Annotated in this window: 8 protein-coding genes; 4 read left to right on the top strand and 4 right to left on the bottom strand. The window is 49.8% G+C overall.

Annotated elements, in window-relative coordinates; genetic code table 11:
* Positions 1 to 185: 185 nt before the first annotated feature.
* Positions 186 to 8,021 (bottom strand): cadherin-like domain-containing protein, encoded by a 7,836-nt coding sequence (locus AB6B37_RS15045; RefSeq protein ID WP_371396666.1) that lies wholly within the window; start codon positions 8,019 to 8,021, stop codon positions 186 to 188.
* Between the two features lie 158 nt (positions 8,022 to 8,179).
* On the opposite strand from AB6B37_RS15045, the gene AB6B37_RS15040 reads away from it, so the two are divergent.
* The gene (locus tag AB6B37_RS15040; protein WP_371396665.1) at positions 8,180 to 8,893 is read left to right on the top strand and encodes a metallophosphoesterase family protein; all 714 of its coding nucleotides are present in this window, start codon (positions 8,180 to 8,182) and stop codon (positions 8,891 to 8,893) included.
* Here the strand turns inward: AB6B37_RS15040 and AB6B37_RS15035 are convergent.
* Positions 8,890 to 9,471 (bottom strand): ECF-type sigma factor, encoded by a 582-nt coding sequence (locus AB6B37_RS15035; protein ID WP_371396664.1) that lies wholly within the window; start codon positions 9,469 to 9,471, stop codon positions 8,890 to 8,892. The genes AB6B37_RS15040 and AB6B37_RS15035 overlap by 4 nt on opposite strands.
* Before the next feature lie 161 nt (positions 9,472 to 9,632).
* Between AB6B37_RS15035 and AB6B37_RS15030 the strand changes: the two genes are divergently transcribed.
* From AB6B37_RS15030 to AB6B37_RS15020, 3 genes are all read left to right on the top strand, one after another.
* Positions 9,633 to 12,212 carry a serine/threonine protein kinase gene (locus tag AB6B37_RS15030; protein WP_371396663.1) on the top strand — a complete coding sequence of 860 codons (2,580 nt, stop codon included), beginning with the start codon at positions 9,633 to 9,635 and terminating at the stop codon, positions 12,210 to 12,212.
* A 217-nt stretch (positions 12,213 to 12,429) separates the two neighbouring features.
* Positions 12,430 to 15,300 carry a M16 family metallopeptidase gene (locus AB6B37_RS15025; RefSeq protein ID WP_371396662.1) on the top strand — a complete coding sequence of 957 codons (2,871 nt, stop codon included), beginning with the start codon at positions 12,430 to 12,432 and terminating at the stop codon, positions 15,298 to 15,300.
* Between the two features lie 161 nt (positions 15,301 to 15,461).
* Positions 15,462 to 16,442 carry a hypothetical protein gene (locus AB6B37_RS15020; RefSeq protein ID WP_371396661.1) on the top strand — a complete coding sequence of 327 codons (981 nt, stop codon included), beginning with the start codon at positions 15,462 to 15,464 and terminating at the stop codon, positions 16,440 to 16,442.
* Positions 16,443 to 16,449: 7 nt separating this feature from the next.
* On the opposite strand, the gene AB6B37_RS15015 is transcribed toward AB6B37_RS15020, so the two are convergent.
* Both AB6B37_RS15015 and AB6B37_RS15010 read right to left on the bottom strand, forming a co-directional pair.
* Positions 16,450 to 16,947: an SET domain-containing protein gene (locus AB6B37_RS15015; protein ID WP_371396660.1), complete on the bottom strand. Its 498-nt coding sequence runs from the start codon at positions 16,945 to 16,947 to the stop codon at positions 16,450 to 16,452.
* Positions 16,931 to 17,977, bottom strand: a complete 1,047-nt coding sequence (locus AB6B37_RS15010; RefSeq protein WP_371396659.1) for a hypothetical protein — start codon at positions 17,975 to 17,977, stop codon at positions 16,931 to 16,933. The genes AB6B37_RS15015 and AB6B37_RS15010 overlap by 17 nt, the downstream gene beginning before the upstream one ends.
* Positions 17,978 to 18,127: the final 150 nt, after the last annotated feature.

Below are 18,127 nucleotides of genomic sequence, written 5' to 3'. Positions count from 1 at the left end.
TATTTGACAACCTGCTAACATGTTGTTGTTTAAGGTTTATTGGTCTTTTATACTTGCGTCCTCGGTGCGCCAGTTTTCCTGTGAAAACCTTCATTGCCCTACAATTACTGAAAATTGTCCTCTTTGCTTTGAAATGTTGTGAACGGTGGGAATTGGGGCGCTTGGCCTAGACCAAGACACCCATATCAAAAGAGGAAGTCGTTCGCGTCCAGATCCGTAAGCGTCACGTCCGTTAGCGTGAGCGTCTGTCCGCCGTCAGTAATAACAACATCCGTGCCGACTTGAACCATGTGATTTGCCAGCAGGTCTGCAAAATCATCGATGTTAGAAACGGCTGAGAAATCGATGATTTCAAAATCGGAAAGCGCATCAAAATCGGTAATTACATCGTCACCCCAGCCGTCGTTAAATACGAAAGTATCATTCCCAGTGCCGCCTGCAATCACATTTGCATCGGGATTGCCACTATCAAAATAAATGTCATCTCCCGCGCCAAGATCATAAGCGACTTGGGATGTACCGAATCCGTTTGTCGCGATTCCGCTCAAATTACTCGCGATGACAGTGTCATTGCCATCTCCTGTAGAAAGAATGGTTTGACCGTTCGTCAGTTCCCAAAAACGAACACCCGTCAAATCAAAGACATCGTCACCGCTTGTTCCCATCATCGTGAACCCATCTGAATTGACTCTTTCAAATCCTGAACCCGTGGCCAGGCCGCCAATCGCAAAATCGCCTCCTGATACATTATCGATTAGGTCAGTCCCCGTGCCGCCTGTTAATGTATCAAAGCCGAATTCTGTTTGATGACGTACGCTAACAGTATCGTTACCATCGCCAAGATCGACGACGTCATTTCCGCTGCCGCCGACGTAAATGTCGCCGCCGGCACCTGTCGAAACAAAATCATCTCCCGCGCCGTCAAAGATAATGTCAACTAAGTTCGAGGTGCTGGTGAAGACATCATTACCCGCACCGAGATTATAAGTTCCATTAAAGCCAAAACCATTAGAGCCTATGATGGCAAGCTCTGCGCCGATAACAACGTCATCGCCTGCGCCCATATTTATCAGCGCATTGGTTTCCGCATCGGTCCGAGAAATATCAGCCCCAGATATGCGCACATAGCTTAAATCGAAGCTATCCGCACTATCTGTACCGCTGATACCTTGTATCGCCAACTGTATGTTTTCAATACCGTTGCCATTGACCAAAGAGCCCTCGACATGCGCCCCGCCTGTATATGAAGTGAAGACGAGATCACCACCCGTTTGGTTGATAATATCATCAGAATTACCTTCACCGCCAATGAAAAGATCATTGAGGTATTCGTCGCCGACGCGAATGATGAAATCATCATTGCCCGCGCCGCCAAAGAGCTGGTCATCACCAAGCCCCGCAAAAAGCGTGTCCGTGCCGTCACCCGTGAAGACCACATCATCACCAGCGCCATTACGAACATGATCACTGATAGCGCCAACACCTGTAAAAGTGTCATTGCCCGCACCGAGGTCGTAAATAACAAAGGTGCCAAACCCGCTGACATTAATCGCTGCTATTGACGATCCGGTGACTGTGTCATTACCGCCCCCCATATCAACGACCAGACGTGACGTGTTATCAACCTCTCTGAAACGCGTGGCCCCGAAGTTAAAGCTATCGTCCCCCGACGAGCCCTCAAGGGCAGCCCCGTTTAAATAAATTTCTTCAATACCTGAACCATTTGCTGAGCCACCCGGGTCGGAACTGTCCCAATTATCAATTCGGATATTGCCATCGCCCGTATTGACGATACGGTCATCGCCTAGACCGCCCAGATAGAGGTCTGTTTCGGTATTATCGGTCGCGCTATCGACATAGAACTGGTCACTCCCTGCGCCGCCCATTAACGTGTCAGAACCAGCGCCACCGATAAGGCGGTCATTCCCTTCGCCTGCATCGATAATGTCATCACCATCTTCGCCGTAAATATGCTCGTCAATATCACCCCTGGCCGTAAAGCTGTCCTCGCCAGAACCCAGATTATAGCGTGTTAATCCGCCAAAGCCGATAACATTGAGAGACGCCGCAGATGAGCCGATAACCGTGTCATTACCTGCGCCCGTATCAAGGGCGAGGCGTGTAATGCTATCGACTTGCGCGATTTGCGTGGTACCAAAGTCAAAGTAATCATCGCCTGCCGAGCCTTCGATATGGAAGCCGTTGACACGAATTTGCTCAACCCCTGCGCCGTTCACAGATACATTCGGATCGGAATTATCCCAATTATCAAGACGTAATGTGCCCTCTTCCGTGTTGATAAGGCGGTCCGTGCCGTCCCCTCCGAGATACGTGTCAGTTTGCGTATCATCCGTTGTATCGACATAAAAATCATCACTGCCAGCACCTCCCATCAGAGTGTCCGCTCCAGCGCCGCCGTAAAGACGGTCGTTGCCATCACCTGCGTCAATTATATCATCGCCGTCATCACCGTAGATGTGCTCATTGACGCTGCCTTGTGCGGTGAAGCTGTCATTGCCTGCGCCCAAATTATAGCGCGTAAATCCGCCAAATCCGATTGTGTTCAGCGATCCCATATCAGAGGCCAAAACAGTGTCATTGCCTGCACCGCCGTCAAAGGCGAGGCGCGTAACGCCGTTGACTTGTTCAAACTGCGTGTTGATGAAATTATAGCTGTCATCGCCGGATGAGCCTTCCACAGCAAATCCGTTAAGGCGAATATCCTCTACGCCAGACCCGCTGACCGTGCCGTTACTATCCGAGTTATCCCAGCTATCAAGGCGCAGATTCGCTGTGCCAGTATTAACCACGCGGTCTGCACCGTCGCCGCCAAGATAGATGTCCGTCTGCGTGTCATCGCTCAGAGAATCGACAAAGAAATCATCACTCCCTGCACCACCCATTAAAGTGTCCGCGCCTGCGCCGCCGTAAATATGGTCAATACCGCCGCCGCCGTTTATGGTGTCATCACCCAAACCGCCGAAAATAGCCTCGTTGATAACAGCGTTAGAGCCTGTGAAACTATCATTGCCTGCGCCCAAGTCATAGGTCTCGCGGGTGACACCGAAACCAATACGGTCGATGGCCCCTGTGCTGATACCAATAATTTGATCATCGCCTGCCCCTGCATCAACGAGAAGGGTTGTGTTGGCCTCACGGAACAATATGCCCGACAGGTCAACAATTTCTGCCTCGTCAGTGCCCATTAAAGAGCGCCCTGCGACGCCCAAATTAACCGTCTCGAAGCCCGTAAAAGACCCAAGCCGTAGATTAGCATTGCCGTTATTATCAAGCGTATCATTGCCGTCTCCGCCTTCAAACTGATCTAGCGAGCCGTCAGTGTTCACCGCAACAATAACCGTGTCATCACCGGCCCCAGCCTGAATAACATTGGCATCCATGGACCCAGTCAGCGTGTCATTACCGTCTGTGCCGACGACGTTTTCAAACCCGCTCAAGCCCATCTCGCTTGCGCCCGATACAGTTTGCGTCGCAAGATCAACACTCACGCCCGTTGCCTGATCAGCGAGTTGGCTGAAATCAATCGTATCAACACCGTCGCCGCCGTCTGCATTCATAAAATCATTAATCGGTAAAATCGTGTCATCACCATCACCACCCATAAATGTCGTGCCGTCCAAAATGGCGTCAAATCCCGGTTCCCCGTCAAATAAGACCACCCGGTCATCACCGCCCAGCGCGTCGAGGATATTGCCGTTAAAGCCAGCTTCGCCGTAAAGCACCGCAACATTGTTTAAATCAATATTATCGGCTTGCGCGGTGAAGATACCGTCATCGCGGCCATTAATTGTGATGGTCAAGGTAGTGCTGGCTGTGCCGCCATTTCCGTCTGATACAGTGACTGTGAAAGTCTCGGTCAGCTTATCACCGCCCGCCATAGCCTGTATCGCCGGATTGCTGTCATCAAGAGCGTAAGTATAGGCGCCCGTACCCGCATCCCATACCAATGTTCCGTAAGTACCAATGGCGCCCAAAGTACCGTTGGCCTCGCCGTTAACGCTCGCGACAGAAATTATGTCGCCTTCAATATCACTAGCGGTGTCAAGGAGGTTACCCATCACATCACTTGTATCTGAAATGCCGTCACCTTCTGTCACAGAATTAACGAGCGCGCTGACCTCTGGGTCATCATTTTCACCCGTGATAATAATCGTAGCCGTCTGCACAACAGAGCCGCCTTGGCCGTCCTCTATGATATATTGGAAAACGATTTCCTCAATCGCACCGATGGGCAGATAATTATAAACACTTGGGTCAATATCCAAGGTCTCACCATTAAAGCTAACGCCGCTATCATCACCAGAAACCAGTCCGAAATTGGTCACGCTCAGTGTATCGCCATCAACATCCGTTGCTCCTTCGAGCAAATCAACGGTAAAGATTGCGTCGTCCTCCGTTGCGCCCGCTGTAATGTCACCCGTAACAGTTGGGGCGGAATTATCGACACCTTGGCCGTTAATCGTGAGCGTTACAGTTTGCGTGACCGATCCACCATTACCGTCAATAATATCATATTGATAGACAATCACGACGCTTTCGCCCGCCAGCAAGTCAGAATAAACACTGGGGTCAACATCAAGGGTATTGCCGTTAAACGTCACGCCGCTGTCATCGCCAGACACAAGCCCGAAATTATCCACGCTCAGTGTGTCACCGTCGACGTCCGACGCCCCGCCCAACAAATCAACTGTGAAAGCCACGTCGTCTTCTGACGCTGTGCTTAAGATGGGTCCAGTGACCGTTGGCGCGCTATTAGCTGTGCCTGCGCCCGTAATCGTCAGTGTTGCACTTTGAGTGACGTCACCACCGGCACCGTCAATGATTGTGTAGCTAATCACAATGACTTCTGTTTCACCTGGGGCTAGATAGTCATAGGCGCTAGGGTCAATTTCGACACTATTACCGTCGTCAAAAATACCACTATCGTCACCGGAGACGACCTCGAAATCAATGACTTCAAGCTCATCCCCGATGTCAATATCAGACGCCCCGTCCAATAGGTCGATGAAAGTGGGCTCAGCGTCACTGGCCACATCGGCGGTAACCGTGCCCGTCACTGTTGGCGCGTCATTTTCACCGACAATCACTAATGTCGCCGTTTGCGGCACAGTGCCGCCGTTTGCGTCAGAGACGAGGTAGCTATAAATGAGGGTTTCAACATCGCCTGCCGCCAAGCTTTGGTAAGCGGACAAATCTACATCAAGGCTATCACCGTTAACGGTCACGCCAGAGGCGTCGCCCATCAACAGTGTCAAACCCTCCACAGATAACATATCAGAGGCGTCTATATCTGCCGCCCCGTCAAGCAAGTTCAGCGAGACCATGCCGTCATCTTCAAAAGCAAAGCCTGCAACTTCTGACGCTACGCTGGGCGTATCATTTTCACCTGTGATAGTAATGGTGGCCGTTTGCGGCACAGAGCCGCCGTTGCCGTCAATAATATCATAGCTATATGCGATCTCTGCGGTTTCACCCACGGCCAGATAGTCATAAGCGGACGGGTCAACATCAAGGCTATCACCATTAATCAACACACCAGCATCATCGCCGCTAACCACAGTTAAATTGATGACCGTCAGATTGTCAGAGGCGTCAACATCAAACGCACCGTCAAGTAAATTAACGCTAAAGCCAGCGTCGTCTTCGGATGCGATGGCGTCAACCGCGGCCTCAACTGTGGGCGCGTCGTTCTCGCCCGTTATTGTAATCGTTGCCGTTTGGGACACACTGCCGCCGTTACTGTCGGTGATATCAAAGCTGTAAATCAGTGTAACAACGTCGCCTATAGAGAGGTCATCATAAGCAGATGGATCGACATCAAGCTGGTTACCGTTCAAGCTGACGCCGCGATCATCGCCCGACTGAAGCATGAAGTTGCTGACCGATAATGTATCTGAGGCGTCGTTATCAAACGCACCGTCCAGAAGATTAACACTAAAGTTGGCATCATCTTCCGAGGCGCTTTCATCAATCGCGGCCTCTACAATTGGGGAGTCATTTTCACCCGTGATGGTAATCGTCGCGCTTTGCGAAACAGCCCCGCCGTTACCATCAATAACGTCATAGCTATAAGTGATAATTATAAACTCACCGACCGCGAGGTAATCATAAACGGATGGATTAACATCAAGGCTGGCCCCATCGATTATGATACCTGACGCGTCACCTGAGACGAGTGTCAGATCGCTGACATCCAACTCATCAGAGGCATCAACATCAAAGGCCCCGTCCAGTAGATTAACGCTAAAGCTAGAGTCATCCTCAGAAGCGGTAGATTCGATAGCGGCTTCAACAACAGGCGCATCATTCTCGCCCGTAATGACTATAGTTGCAGTTTGGGCGACAGAGCCGCCGTTTCCGTCAATGATATCATAGCTATAGGTCAGGCTTATGCTTTCCCCAAGCGCGAGGTCATTATAGGCGGCTGGGTCAACAATCAAGCTATCACCGTCCACTGTTATGCCCGATGCGTCACCGCCACTGACAGATATATTAACAATGGTCAGCCCGTCAGAGGCATCAACATCGTCCGCCCCGCTCAGTAGATCTAACGTGAAACCGTCATCATCCTCGGTCGCAGTTTCGTCCAATGCGCCGGCTACAGTGGGGTCATCATTCTCGCCCGTAATGGTCAGTGTTATCGTATTAGGCGTTGAGGCATCGCCGTCTGTGACGTTAAAACTAAAACTGACCTCTGCGCTTTCACCCGTGGCTAGATATTGGAAATCTGCCAAGTCTAGCGACAACTCGCCGTCTTCCAAAGATACGCTCGCGCTTGGGCCGCTAACTTGGGATAGGGTCGTAATTGAAAGCACATCACCAGCATCAACATCACTGGCAAATGCAAGAAGGTTTACGCTATATCCGCCCGCATCTTCACTGACTGTTTCAGTAATGGCTGTGACGACAGGGGCGTCATTACGGCCCTGAATTGTGATTGTCACGGTCGCTGTGTCGGTCGTAAAGCCGTTGCTAATTTCATAGGTGAATGTTTCAGTCGCACTATCACCTATATCCAATGCTTCAAACGCGCCGTCTGGATCAAAGCTAAATGTACCGTCAGGATTTAAAGTAAGCGTGCCGCTTTCAACAGTTGATAAAAGCGTAAATGTAACACCGTCCGTAGGCGTGTCATTGCTGCTTACATCTGCGCTCAATGCGCTGTCCTCATCTGTTGTGAAAGCGTCATCCTCGGCCGTGACCGCTGTTGGGTCAGTCAGCACGCCGTCGACGTAAATCTCGACAAACTCTACGCCGCCCGCGCGTAAGTTGAGCGCATCAAGATTAAAATAACGGTTGCTGACTTGGCCGTTAGACCGCGTATTAGCAGCAATATAGTCCAAATAGGCGATCAAGTCTTCGATCACGCCAGCCGCGCTATACTCCGCAGCGGTCAGATTTATAATCAGCGTATCAATACCGCTATCGCCGCGGTAACTGCTGCGTCCGTCCTCACTGCCTGCTAAGGTGAATGTCAGGCTGTCATGTCCAGAACCGCCGCGTAATGTATCAACACCTGTGCCGCCGTCCAAAATGTCATCACCCGACCCACCATAAAGACGGTCATTACCTGCCCCGCCGTCCAAAATATCGTCACCCGAGTTACCGTAAAGGCCGTCTGCGCCATCGCCGCCGTCCAAAACATCGCTATCGCGTCCGCCGTAAAGGCTGTCATTGCCAGCCCCCCCTAAAAGGCTATCCATACCGTTGCCGCCGTAGAGGCGATCAGACCCTAGCCCTCCGTCCAATATATCATCACCATTTTGTCCGCTTAGAAAATCATTGCCCGCCCCACCAAATAACTGATCGTTACCAGAGCCGCCGTAAAGGCTATCATTTCCATCGCCCCCATCGACGTAATCATTACCACTACCCGCAAAGATTAAATCAACGCCGCCAAAGCCGAAAATTGTATCATCGCCCCCACGTCCGAAAACGAGGTCAAACCCGTTGGTGCCATTAAAGATGTTGTTTGAATTATTTCCAAAGAAAAAGGCCATGTCGCGCTCCCACAAAAAGTTATCTACTCAACAAGGCGCGGGACGGGAGGGAAACGGGTCACTAAATTTACATTTTATTAATCTGGTCTTAAACGGCTTGCTGTGACGCCTATATAAAATGAGATAATTGTTCGCGTAATTTCCAAGGGACATAAGACATGAAGAAAACAGTCTATTACGCCATTGGGGACATCCATGGGGAGCTTTCAAAACTACGGGCGCTTCATGACAACATCTCTGCTTTCCATGAAAAAAATTACGTGAACCGACCTCACACGCGCATCCATCTAGGTGATTATGTTGACCGCGGGCCAGACAGTTGCGGTGTCATTGATTTTGTCCAAGACCTGTCAGACAATGAGACATTCAGCACAATTAATTTAAGAGGTAATCATGAGGTGTTAATGGCGGGCGCCATGGGCGGGCAGAGCGTAAGAAGCGAGCAACACTGGCTGGTGAACGGCGGTCAGCAAACATTGGAAAGTTATGTAGACAAAGGTCAGCAGCAATTAATGAAATCTCATATTGCTTGGTTTGAAAGCTGCCCGACACTCTATTGCGACCAAGGGCGCGGTCTTGTTTTTGTTCATGCGGGCATTGACCCACAAAGCTATCCCGCTTGCGACACCGCGACACATATGTGGACACGGTCCTCAGAGTTTTTTGAAAGCGAAAACTGGACAAATCCTGCCCTTGAAAAAGTCAGAGTCGTGCATGGACATACGCCGACTTTAACCGATTATCCTGACATTTCCAAAGATGGACGGCGTATTAATATTGATACGGGTGCCTGTTACGGGGGCCCCTTATCCGCCGTTGCCTTGGCAGAGGGTAAGCCGCCGCAATTTATATTTCACGATAAATCTTATTAAGGCGATATATCTAAGTCTTCCATCGCCCCTAAAAGCCACGCTTTTGACGCGCGCCAATTGCGCTTAATTGTCGACGGCGACATGCCGACAACAACCCCAATCTCTTCCAGAGACAATCCGCCGTAATAACGCATTTCGACAATTTCAGCCCGCACAGGGTCAATCACTTGGAGCCTAAGCAAAGCGTGTTCAAGCCTTTGGATGTTAATCGTCTCAGGTGTTCCGCCAACAAGATGTGTGATTAACGTCACCTTTTTATGTTCACGCTTATGCGCATTTTTCTTGCGGGCATGATCGACCAAAACACGCCGCATCATACGCGCCGATAAGGCCATAAAATGCGCTTTGTCCTGCCAATCTATATTATCAAGCCGAATAAGCCGCGACGCGGCATCATTGACTAAATCGCCTGTAGAAAGGGAAATGCGCCCTTCACCGCGCAACAAGGCGGCCGACAAAAGACGAAGCTCGTGATAAAGGCGTGTAAATAATTCATCTCTTGCCGACAGAGACCCGTCCCGCCACGCTTTTAATAAACCCGTAATTTCGTCAGGATCGTCCGTCTTCAATTCGTCCATATGCAGCCCCTTTGACCCAAGAATAGGCGCTACACGTCGCCGCGTAAAACAATTTATTTTTCAAGCGTTTTGACCCGATAGGCCCAAGAATTGCGCCTGTCTTAATAAAGCTGTATATTCAATACTTACCGCATCAAGCGTATGGGCGGGACGGGGCCATCATGACAGATAAAAGCAAGGGTCGATTTGACAATGAACTCGACGCGAAGGCCCTGATTCTATTTGAGCGCGCTTTGAAGCGGCCCAAGCTTGAAAGAGAAGCGTTCATTGCTAAAGAATCGCGCGGCGATAGCGCGTTAGTGCAAAAAACCATCAGCCTGTTACGGCTTGATTTGAAAGAAAACGCGCCAATCTTAACAGGACGGGCCGTCTTTGATGAGGATGAGGCCGATTTGAACGGCACGCAAATCGGAGACTATGAAATTACCGCCTTAATTGGAAAAGGCGGTATGGGCGCAGTGTACCGCGCCAAAAGACGGCATGGTGATTTTACCCATGACGTCGCCGTCAAAGTGATACGGCGGGGTGCGGCCTCTGATGCCCTCATCGCGCGCTTCATGCGAGAGCGCCAAATACTCGCTGATATGACACATCCCAATATTGCGCGCCTCTTTGCCGGAGGAACCCTGTCTGATGACACGCCTTATTTTATCATGGAACTGATTGACGGCGCACCGATTACTGACTGGGCAGATGCGCAAAATTTAAGCCCGTCTGCGCGGTTAGCCTTATTTTTACAGGCCTGCGGCCCTGTCAAATATGCCCATCAAAATCTTATTATCCACCGCGATATCACGCCAAATAATGTCCTTGTTACCCAAGACGGTAATGTCAAATTTATTGACTTTGGTATTGCAAAGCCAATTGCCCATGAAAATTTAGATATCCCAATCTCTTCGGTCTCAACGTCCCAATCTATTCATTCACTCGACGGATTAACGCTAACGCCTGGCTTCGCTGCGCCAGAACGTTCCAAAGGGGCCTCACCCAATACGCTCTCGGATATTTATTCCTTAGGTAAGTTGCTAGACGCCTTATTGGAAGACGCGAATACTTCTGCTGATGTGTTTGCTATTATCAAGAAAGCGACGCAGACAGAGCCTATCGATCGATACGCCACCGTCGATGCGTTGATGCAAGATATTATAGCTGTGCAGTCCAATCGCCCCGTAACAGCTTATGCGGGCGGGCCTTTATATAAATTTGGGAAATTTGTTAGACGGCAAAAAATCGCAACCGGGCTAACAGCCCTCGCCGTAATTGCCGCTTTGGTTGGGTATGTTAATCACAACCGCGCGCAGACCGCCAATATGTTTGCCGCAGAGCGGTTGTCTGAAACACGGGAGATGACAACTTTCTTGCTCGACGAATTACCTGAAAGCCTCCGCACAATTCCGGGCACGCTTCCTGTGCAAAGACAAGTGACTGCAGTGTCTGCTAAATATTTGGACGTCCTATCCAAAGCGGCCAATAATGACCCCGCCGTTTTATTTGATTATGCTATGGGTCATGCGCAGCTTGGCGAAATTTTGACCGTGGCGGGCGGCGCAAATATTGGCGATACTGAAACCGGGTTTTATCATTTCAAAGAGAGCCTTAAAACGCTGAGAACCTTGGGTGCGTCCAACTCTGAAAACATTGACTTGCAACTCGCTCTTGCCGAAACTGAATATAGCTATGCTTATGCCCTTATGTATCATCAGGGTGATCTCAAGGCAGGCACGGCACTCTTAAACAGTTCAATTGCGCGTTTTGAAGCGTTAAAAAGTAAAGTCGATAGCGCTGACGTTAAGTACGGTCATGCGCGCGCGAGATTACTAACATTATTTTTTAGCGTCGCTGGCGACTTTCAAAACAATAAAGAGCTTATCTCCAAGATTCGTGAAGACTTTGAAGCGCTCCTCGCTGAATATCCCGACGACAAAGATAGCATACCACAATATGCAAGCTTTCTTAGAAATATTGCCTATGGCCCCTTTCAAGAATATGCAGGTTTTGGCACGAGTTGGCCGCTTGAACAAAAAGACGGATTTCAACAGGCCCTCAAAGATACAGAGCGATCCTTGGAATTAATTGAGGGTCTTTTGCTAGCGGAGCCGACAAACACAAGTCACATATACCAATATATCTGGAGCGCAGAAGTCTATATCTTAATGTCGCTGGTGGACAAAGATTGGAGCCCCACCTTTGAGGACATGGTTGAAAAACTCGCGAAAGACGGTGCGCCTTATAGTCCCGCAGAATTACAGACTCGATTGAGTCACGAGCCAACGACAGCTCAAGATGAAGCCACAGCCAAACGTATCATTGAACTACTTGATCGAGGCGATAAAATCCTCGCCCAAATCGCACCCTATGAGGCAGACACATTCACGCATATTGAAGCGCGCTATTATAATTTGAAGCTTCACAGCTATTTACAAGGACGCCTCTTTTTTGATTTTGAAAAGGCCCATGAGTTTAATGACAAAGCCAAAGCCATGATTGATGCGTTCAAGGACGGCGATCCTGACTATCGCAACGCCTATCTTGAGGACGCTATAACCCACAATGAAAAAGCCTATATCTATGTGTTAGAGCAACACCTTTTGGGCGGTAATAAACGACCGCTTATTTGCAATCATCTCGCACAAGCAAAAGAGCTTTGGGCCTATTCCGAAAAACGCTGGGGTGAAATCGTGGACTACGGCACAGATGTAGGCATCACACAGGCCCTTATCACCCAAACAAAGTGCGAGTAAGGCGCTTTTGATTTCGTTTATAAGTTGGCGTCTAAGACATATCTCTCACCCTGACTGGACTAGGCCTTCTCTGTTAAAGGGGCGGGTGCGCTGAATATTTGGGAAAGATGTCTTTTCTACTCAGGGGATATGCCGCTTAATGTCGGCTCCCGCATAGAAGATGACATCTGCGTTATGGGGCCCTATAGATTGAGTCCGTCATGATGGGGAGTTTTAGATGTTAAAATCAATTTTATGCGCCAGTGTTGCGGCCTTGGCTTTGGTCGCCTGTTCTGTAGATAGTCCTAAACAGGGCCGTGATACAGCGCCTTCTGCGCAAGCGCAAAGCAGTTTTACCCTCCCTTATGAAAAGTTTACCCTTGATAACGGGCTGGAGGTCGTGCTGCATGTTGACCGCTCTGACCCGATTGTGGCGGTGACAACAGTCATTCACGCGGGCAGTAATAGAGAGCGTCCAGGGCGCACGGGTTTTGCTCATTTCTTTGAGCATATGGCCTTTAACGATAGTGAAAATGTGCCGCGCGGTTGGAACCGCAAAGCCATTCCAGAATGGGGCGGTACGCGAAACGGCGGCACATGGAGTGACGGCACGATTTATTACGAAGTTGTGCCCAAAGACGCCTTTGACAAGATACTTTGGATTGATAGTGACCGATTGGGGTACATGATTAATACGGTCACCCAGGCTGCCCTTGACCGTGAAAAGCAAGTTGTCAAAAATGAAAAACGGCAACGCGTTGATAATGCGCCCTACGGCTATACGGGCGAGGTTATCCGCACCGCCCTTTATCCAGAAGGACACCCCTATAGCTGGACGGTCATTGGTTCCCTCCCCGATTTACAAGCCGCGACCTTGGATGATTTAAAAGAGTTTCACAGCGAATTTTACGGCCCTAATAATGCCACGCTATCAATTGTTGGCGACATTGATATCGCGGAGACAAAGCGCAAGGTCGAGCAGTGGTTCGGCGAAATTCCGCGCGGCCAAGACATAGATCCCTTGGCCCCTATGCCCGTTACATTAGACGCAGATAAAGCGCTTTATTTTGAAGATAATTTCGCCACCTTACCAGAGCTGCGCCTGACATTTCCGACTGTGGAGGGCTATCACCCTGACGCGATTGCCTTGCGCGTCTTAGGGCAAATTATTGCTGGCAGTAAAAATTCGGTTTTGTTTAAAAATGTGGTCGAGGCGGATAAGCTCGCCCCAACTGTAAGTGCCTATAATAATGCCATGGAAATTGCGGGCGAATTTGTTGTACGTGTACGCGGCAATGCAGGCACAGATCTCGATGATGTTTACGCCTCGATTAACAAGGCACTTGCGGAATTTGAGGCCAATGGCGTGTCGGCTCAAGACCTAAAGCGCATTAAGGCCGAGCAGGAAACGCAACTTTATGCAGGCATTTCAACCGTGTTGGGTAAGGGCCGCGAATTGGCATCGTCCAATGAATTTGCGGGTGACCCTGCCTATGTCGAGGTCGAGGCCAAAGCCATTCAAGCGCTTACGGCCGATGATATCACGTCCGTTTACACACGCTATATTAAGGACAAGCCCGCCGTCATCACTAGCTTTGTTCCCAAAGGACAAAGCGGTCTTTCGCTCACGGGCTCATCGCTGGCCAGCGTCTGGATTGAGGAGGTGAAAGACGGCGCGGAGAGCGAAAAGGTCAGCGCTGGCGATTTGGCAGATTTTGAAAAAACGCCAACGAAATTTGATCGATCGGAGCCCCCCTTTGGTGAACTGCCCTTAATTAAAATGCCCGACATTTGGGACACGACACTCCCCAGTGGCGCGCGCATTTTGGGCATTGAAAATAGCGAAATTCCTTTGGTCAGCTTTGACATCACGATCCCCGGTGGAGCGTTAACAGAAAGCGCAGATAATAGTGGGCGGCTGAGCCTTTTGGCACGCCTGATGAATGAAGGTACGCAGGATAAATCCGCGGCCGAGATTGAGCAAGCCATTGGCCTGTTAGGGTCATCAATATCCGTGTCGAGCGGGCGGGAAACCACCCGTATTAGCGCAACGACGCTGGCCCGTAATTTTGAACCCACCGTCGATATTATCAATGATATAATCAGCAAGCCGCGATTTGAAACAGCGGATTTTGACCGTGTGAAATCAGCGGCCATGACCCGCCTTAAAGGGCAAGAAGCCAATCCCAATGCTGTGGCCAGTCAGGTTTTTAGCCAGTTAATATATTCCCCCGAACATCCCATGGGGCGCGGCGTTGCAGGCACAGTCGACAGCGTATCGGCCTTGACACTGGATGATATGCGCGCGGCCCATACGGCCGTTCTATCCGCAAAACCACAGTTTCATATCACAGGCGACATCGCCCAATCCCGTGCGGTGGCCGCCTTTAAAAGTGTTGCCAAGCACTTTAGCATGGACGCGCAACCGTTGAGCATTGACGCTGTTCCTGCGCAAGAGAATACGGGCAAAGTCTTCTTCGTCGATATTCCAGACAGCAAACAAAGTGTATTGATGATTGGACGCTTGACGGTTCCTACAACGCATCCCGATGCCGTGCGCCTTGATATCACTAATGAAAAACTCGGCGGCGGGATAAGCGGCGACCTTGCGCAAGTGCTGCGGATTGAAAAAGGCTATACTTACGGGGCCTATTCATGGGTGAGCTCTGGGACACAGCCGCAACCCTTTCAAATCCGGTCCTCTGTTCGGGCCAATGCGACAGAGGCATCACTCGATGTTATTCGCGACATGCTGCGTGATTACGGCCCTAGTTTTACGGATGCAGATAAACAGATGGTGCAGCAAAAGCTGGTCAAAGAAAAAACACGGGCCTTTGAAAGCCTTGGCGCGAAATTGGGAACGCTGCGTGATATTAGTGCCTATGATAAGGCAATGAACTATGTCGAGCTTGAGCAGAAGGCGCTACTCAATATGCCAACATCTGATTTCAAAGCGCTCGCCGCGACTTATCTGGATGAAAGTCAGATGACATATTTGATTATCGGCGACAAAGCCACACAGCTAGGCCCAGTGCAAAATTTTGCACGTCAATCGGGTAAAGGCGATGTCACGCAGTTAGATATTTTCGGGACAATTGTCGCTGATTAACGCGATAAGCCGCATAAAGAGACTGTATCAGGGCCGTTTCAACCATCTAAGACCTAAGAGCATTCTTAAGCGAAAAGCGCATTTTGCAGGGTATAAATCTAAGCTTCTGGCTTGTGTCGTCTAGTGTTTTCCCATAAATTTTAGGGAGTTGGGGGTCATCAATGGTTGATGTTAATCTTCTATCGCACCGAAATGCGATTAAATATTTATATGCTAAAGACTCATTGCAATCCATTGCAAGGACGGCAGCGGCTATTGAAATATCAGACAAGGGTAATGAAGCTTTTTCAATCTTTCAGCGCGATGTACTGCAAAATATATTTAGCGGTTTTACCTATGAATTTGCGGTTACCAGTCTGATTGAGACGAACCCAGACAATATTCCAGTGAGTATTGTAAGCATCAATCTTGACCTGCCTGATGATATCGTCGGCAGCTATATGCAGCATGCCCATTTAGACCCGCTATCGCCTATCGTCTATATGAACCCAGGGCGCGCGTTTAATTACACCTATGTCTGCCCCGATGTAAAAGTTGAAGATCATCCGTTTTTTGTCAATCATTGCATGAAATACGGTATTCACCGCGCAATTTCTGTGGGGTATTTATTTCCCGCACACCATAACACCTTTATCACCTTTGATTATTTGGGCGATGCAAACAATGACAGCTGGCATCATTTTGACCACTCTCGATTAGAATTGGCCTCTTTTCCTTTTGCTTTGGCGTGGCTGTTTCGACAAAAACAAATGGATCAAACGGAGCTCGAACGACGGTTTGATTTGATGCACAGCTTGACCGAACATCAACTTCAAAATTTGCGTAAATTTGTCAATGCCCCTCATCAGAACTTCAAAGAGCAATCTGATGATCTAGGCATAAGGCAAGGCACATTGAAGGACGATCTTTATAATACGCGCGACATCATTATGAAACGCCGCAACCCCGACCATGCAGACAGAGCCGCAAAGGGCCGCATGTCCTTACGCGCTATGGAAGCGGAATGTGCGTTCCTACGTATGCTAAGCGATCATACGCAAGTTATTAAGCATCTGCCCGCTACCCCTTTGGATGACAATGAAAAGCATGATGACGTTGAAATTCTGGATGAAATCGAGCCGCCTTGCGGGGCAACGGGATAATCAATATTCACCCGCGCGAAACCGCGTCCTTAATCCAGTTGGACACTATACCCTCGCGCAGATATTGCGTCTTTGCTGTCTCTGGCAATATTGCAAAGCTTCCAACAGTTTCGCGGCATTGCGCGGCGCCGCATTGGCAGGCTGACATCCGCCAATCGCTCATCTCGCTCATGGCGTAATCCCAACAGAGCTCCGTCCCCGCGGCGATATCATAACGCGTCACAATCTGCGTAAGGCCAGAAACGCCGCAATTGGGGTCGCAGCTATGGTTTAAGATTTCAGCCAGGCGTCCTGCGGCGTGAACATAGTCGCGTGGCCCAATTTGCATCGCATGGTCAACCATTACGGCCGGCAATGTCGACGCGTAATCGGATGTAAAAACCTCGCCAACAAATTCTGCGATAACGCTGCCCTTGGAAATAGGGCGGGTCGCAAATACGCCGCGGCCTTTGGTGGTGGTGCGAACGGTGACATGCGGATGGTCATTTTTATGTGGCGTGAACATTGGCGCGTTCCTGTTTGATTTGACGACGAATAGCATCCCGTAATCGCGTCTTTGGCCCTTCGTAATGCCATAGGCTGTGGGAGGCCAAAGGCACATAGGCGAGCGGGTTACCGTTTTCTAAAATCCCTGTGACGGTCTTTACAGCGACCGCTGTATTTAACAGGCGCGACGGCCCCGTTTTGGACAGCTCTGTCAGCCCTGGCAAGGCCGCGTGTTCAGACGTGAAACCAAAGCAGGTGGCGGCCATTAACTGCGCGAACCAATCGGCCCGTCCCCGAACGGATGGATGAATGGCTTGACCCGATACGCTTACAATGCGGTCATCGGGGCTTATGCCAAAGGCCTGCTTCATCTTGGCAAAGAAGCTATCGCCATCTGATTTCACGCTTCGATCACCGCGCAGTATTAATGGCCAACACCATTCTTCTGTCTGCCAAATACGCGATAGTGTCGCCACGCGAGCAAAGCTAAACCCACAGAGGCGCCCGCTACCGCATTCATAAAGACACGCCAAATAACCAGGGTCAGAGAACCGGTCGGCCATCACCGCTCGCGTTATCGTCCGGTCCATATAAGAAAGAAGATGTTGCGGCAGAACATGACGATCAATATCCGCTAAGCCTACATAATCAGTTTTCTCCGCCTGGCGGTCATATAAAACTTCAGTCGCACCTAGGGGCATATCCCATCGCGGCGGCGCAAAGGCCATTTGATTATAGGGCGGGTTACTAAAAATCTCTCGAAATAAATCTGCGTAATCTGTAATCTCACCGTCTGATAAAGCCTGCGGGTCGTGCAGCAGAATAAAATGACTGACGGTGTTATCACGCAAAATACAGACGTCACACGAGCCTATCTCCGTCGCAATTCGTGATACGGCTTCAAGCGTGAAAACTTTGCCCGCTTTAACCAGACGCTCACGACCATTATGAGAGAGTATCGGAACCGCGCAGATTTGGCCCACCGCCTGTGACAGCGGTACATACCGCGTGGGCGTGAAACATGATGATAGCGGCGTAATGGATGTCACATATCCCCCAAATTGTAATGACGTGGATAGGCACATTATCACGCGGAGCACAGGGGGGAGGACAGTTTGGTAAAGAGAGTATTAAGCCGTCAAATATCCGCATATTGAGGGGGTCTGCAATTAAAATTCCCCTCTTCGAGCTTAGTCGCA

The sequence above is a fragment of the Fretibacter rubidus genome (assembly GCF_041429785.1).
GTDB classification, from domain to species: domain Bacteria; phylum Pseudomonadota; class Alphaproteobacteria; order Caulobacterales; family Maricaulaceae; genus Fretibacter; species Fretibacter rubidus.
Note: the sequence above shows the minus strand (reverse complement) of the source record. Positions and strands in the feature narration are given on the sequence as shown.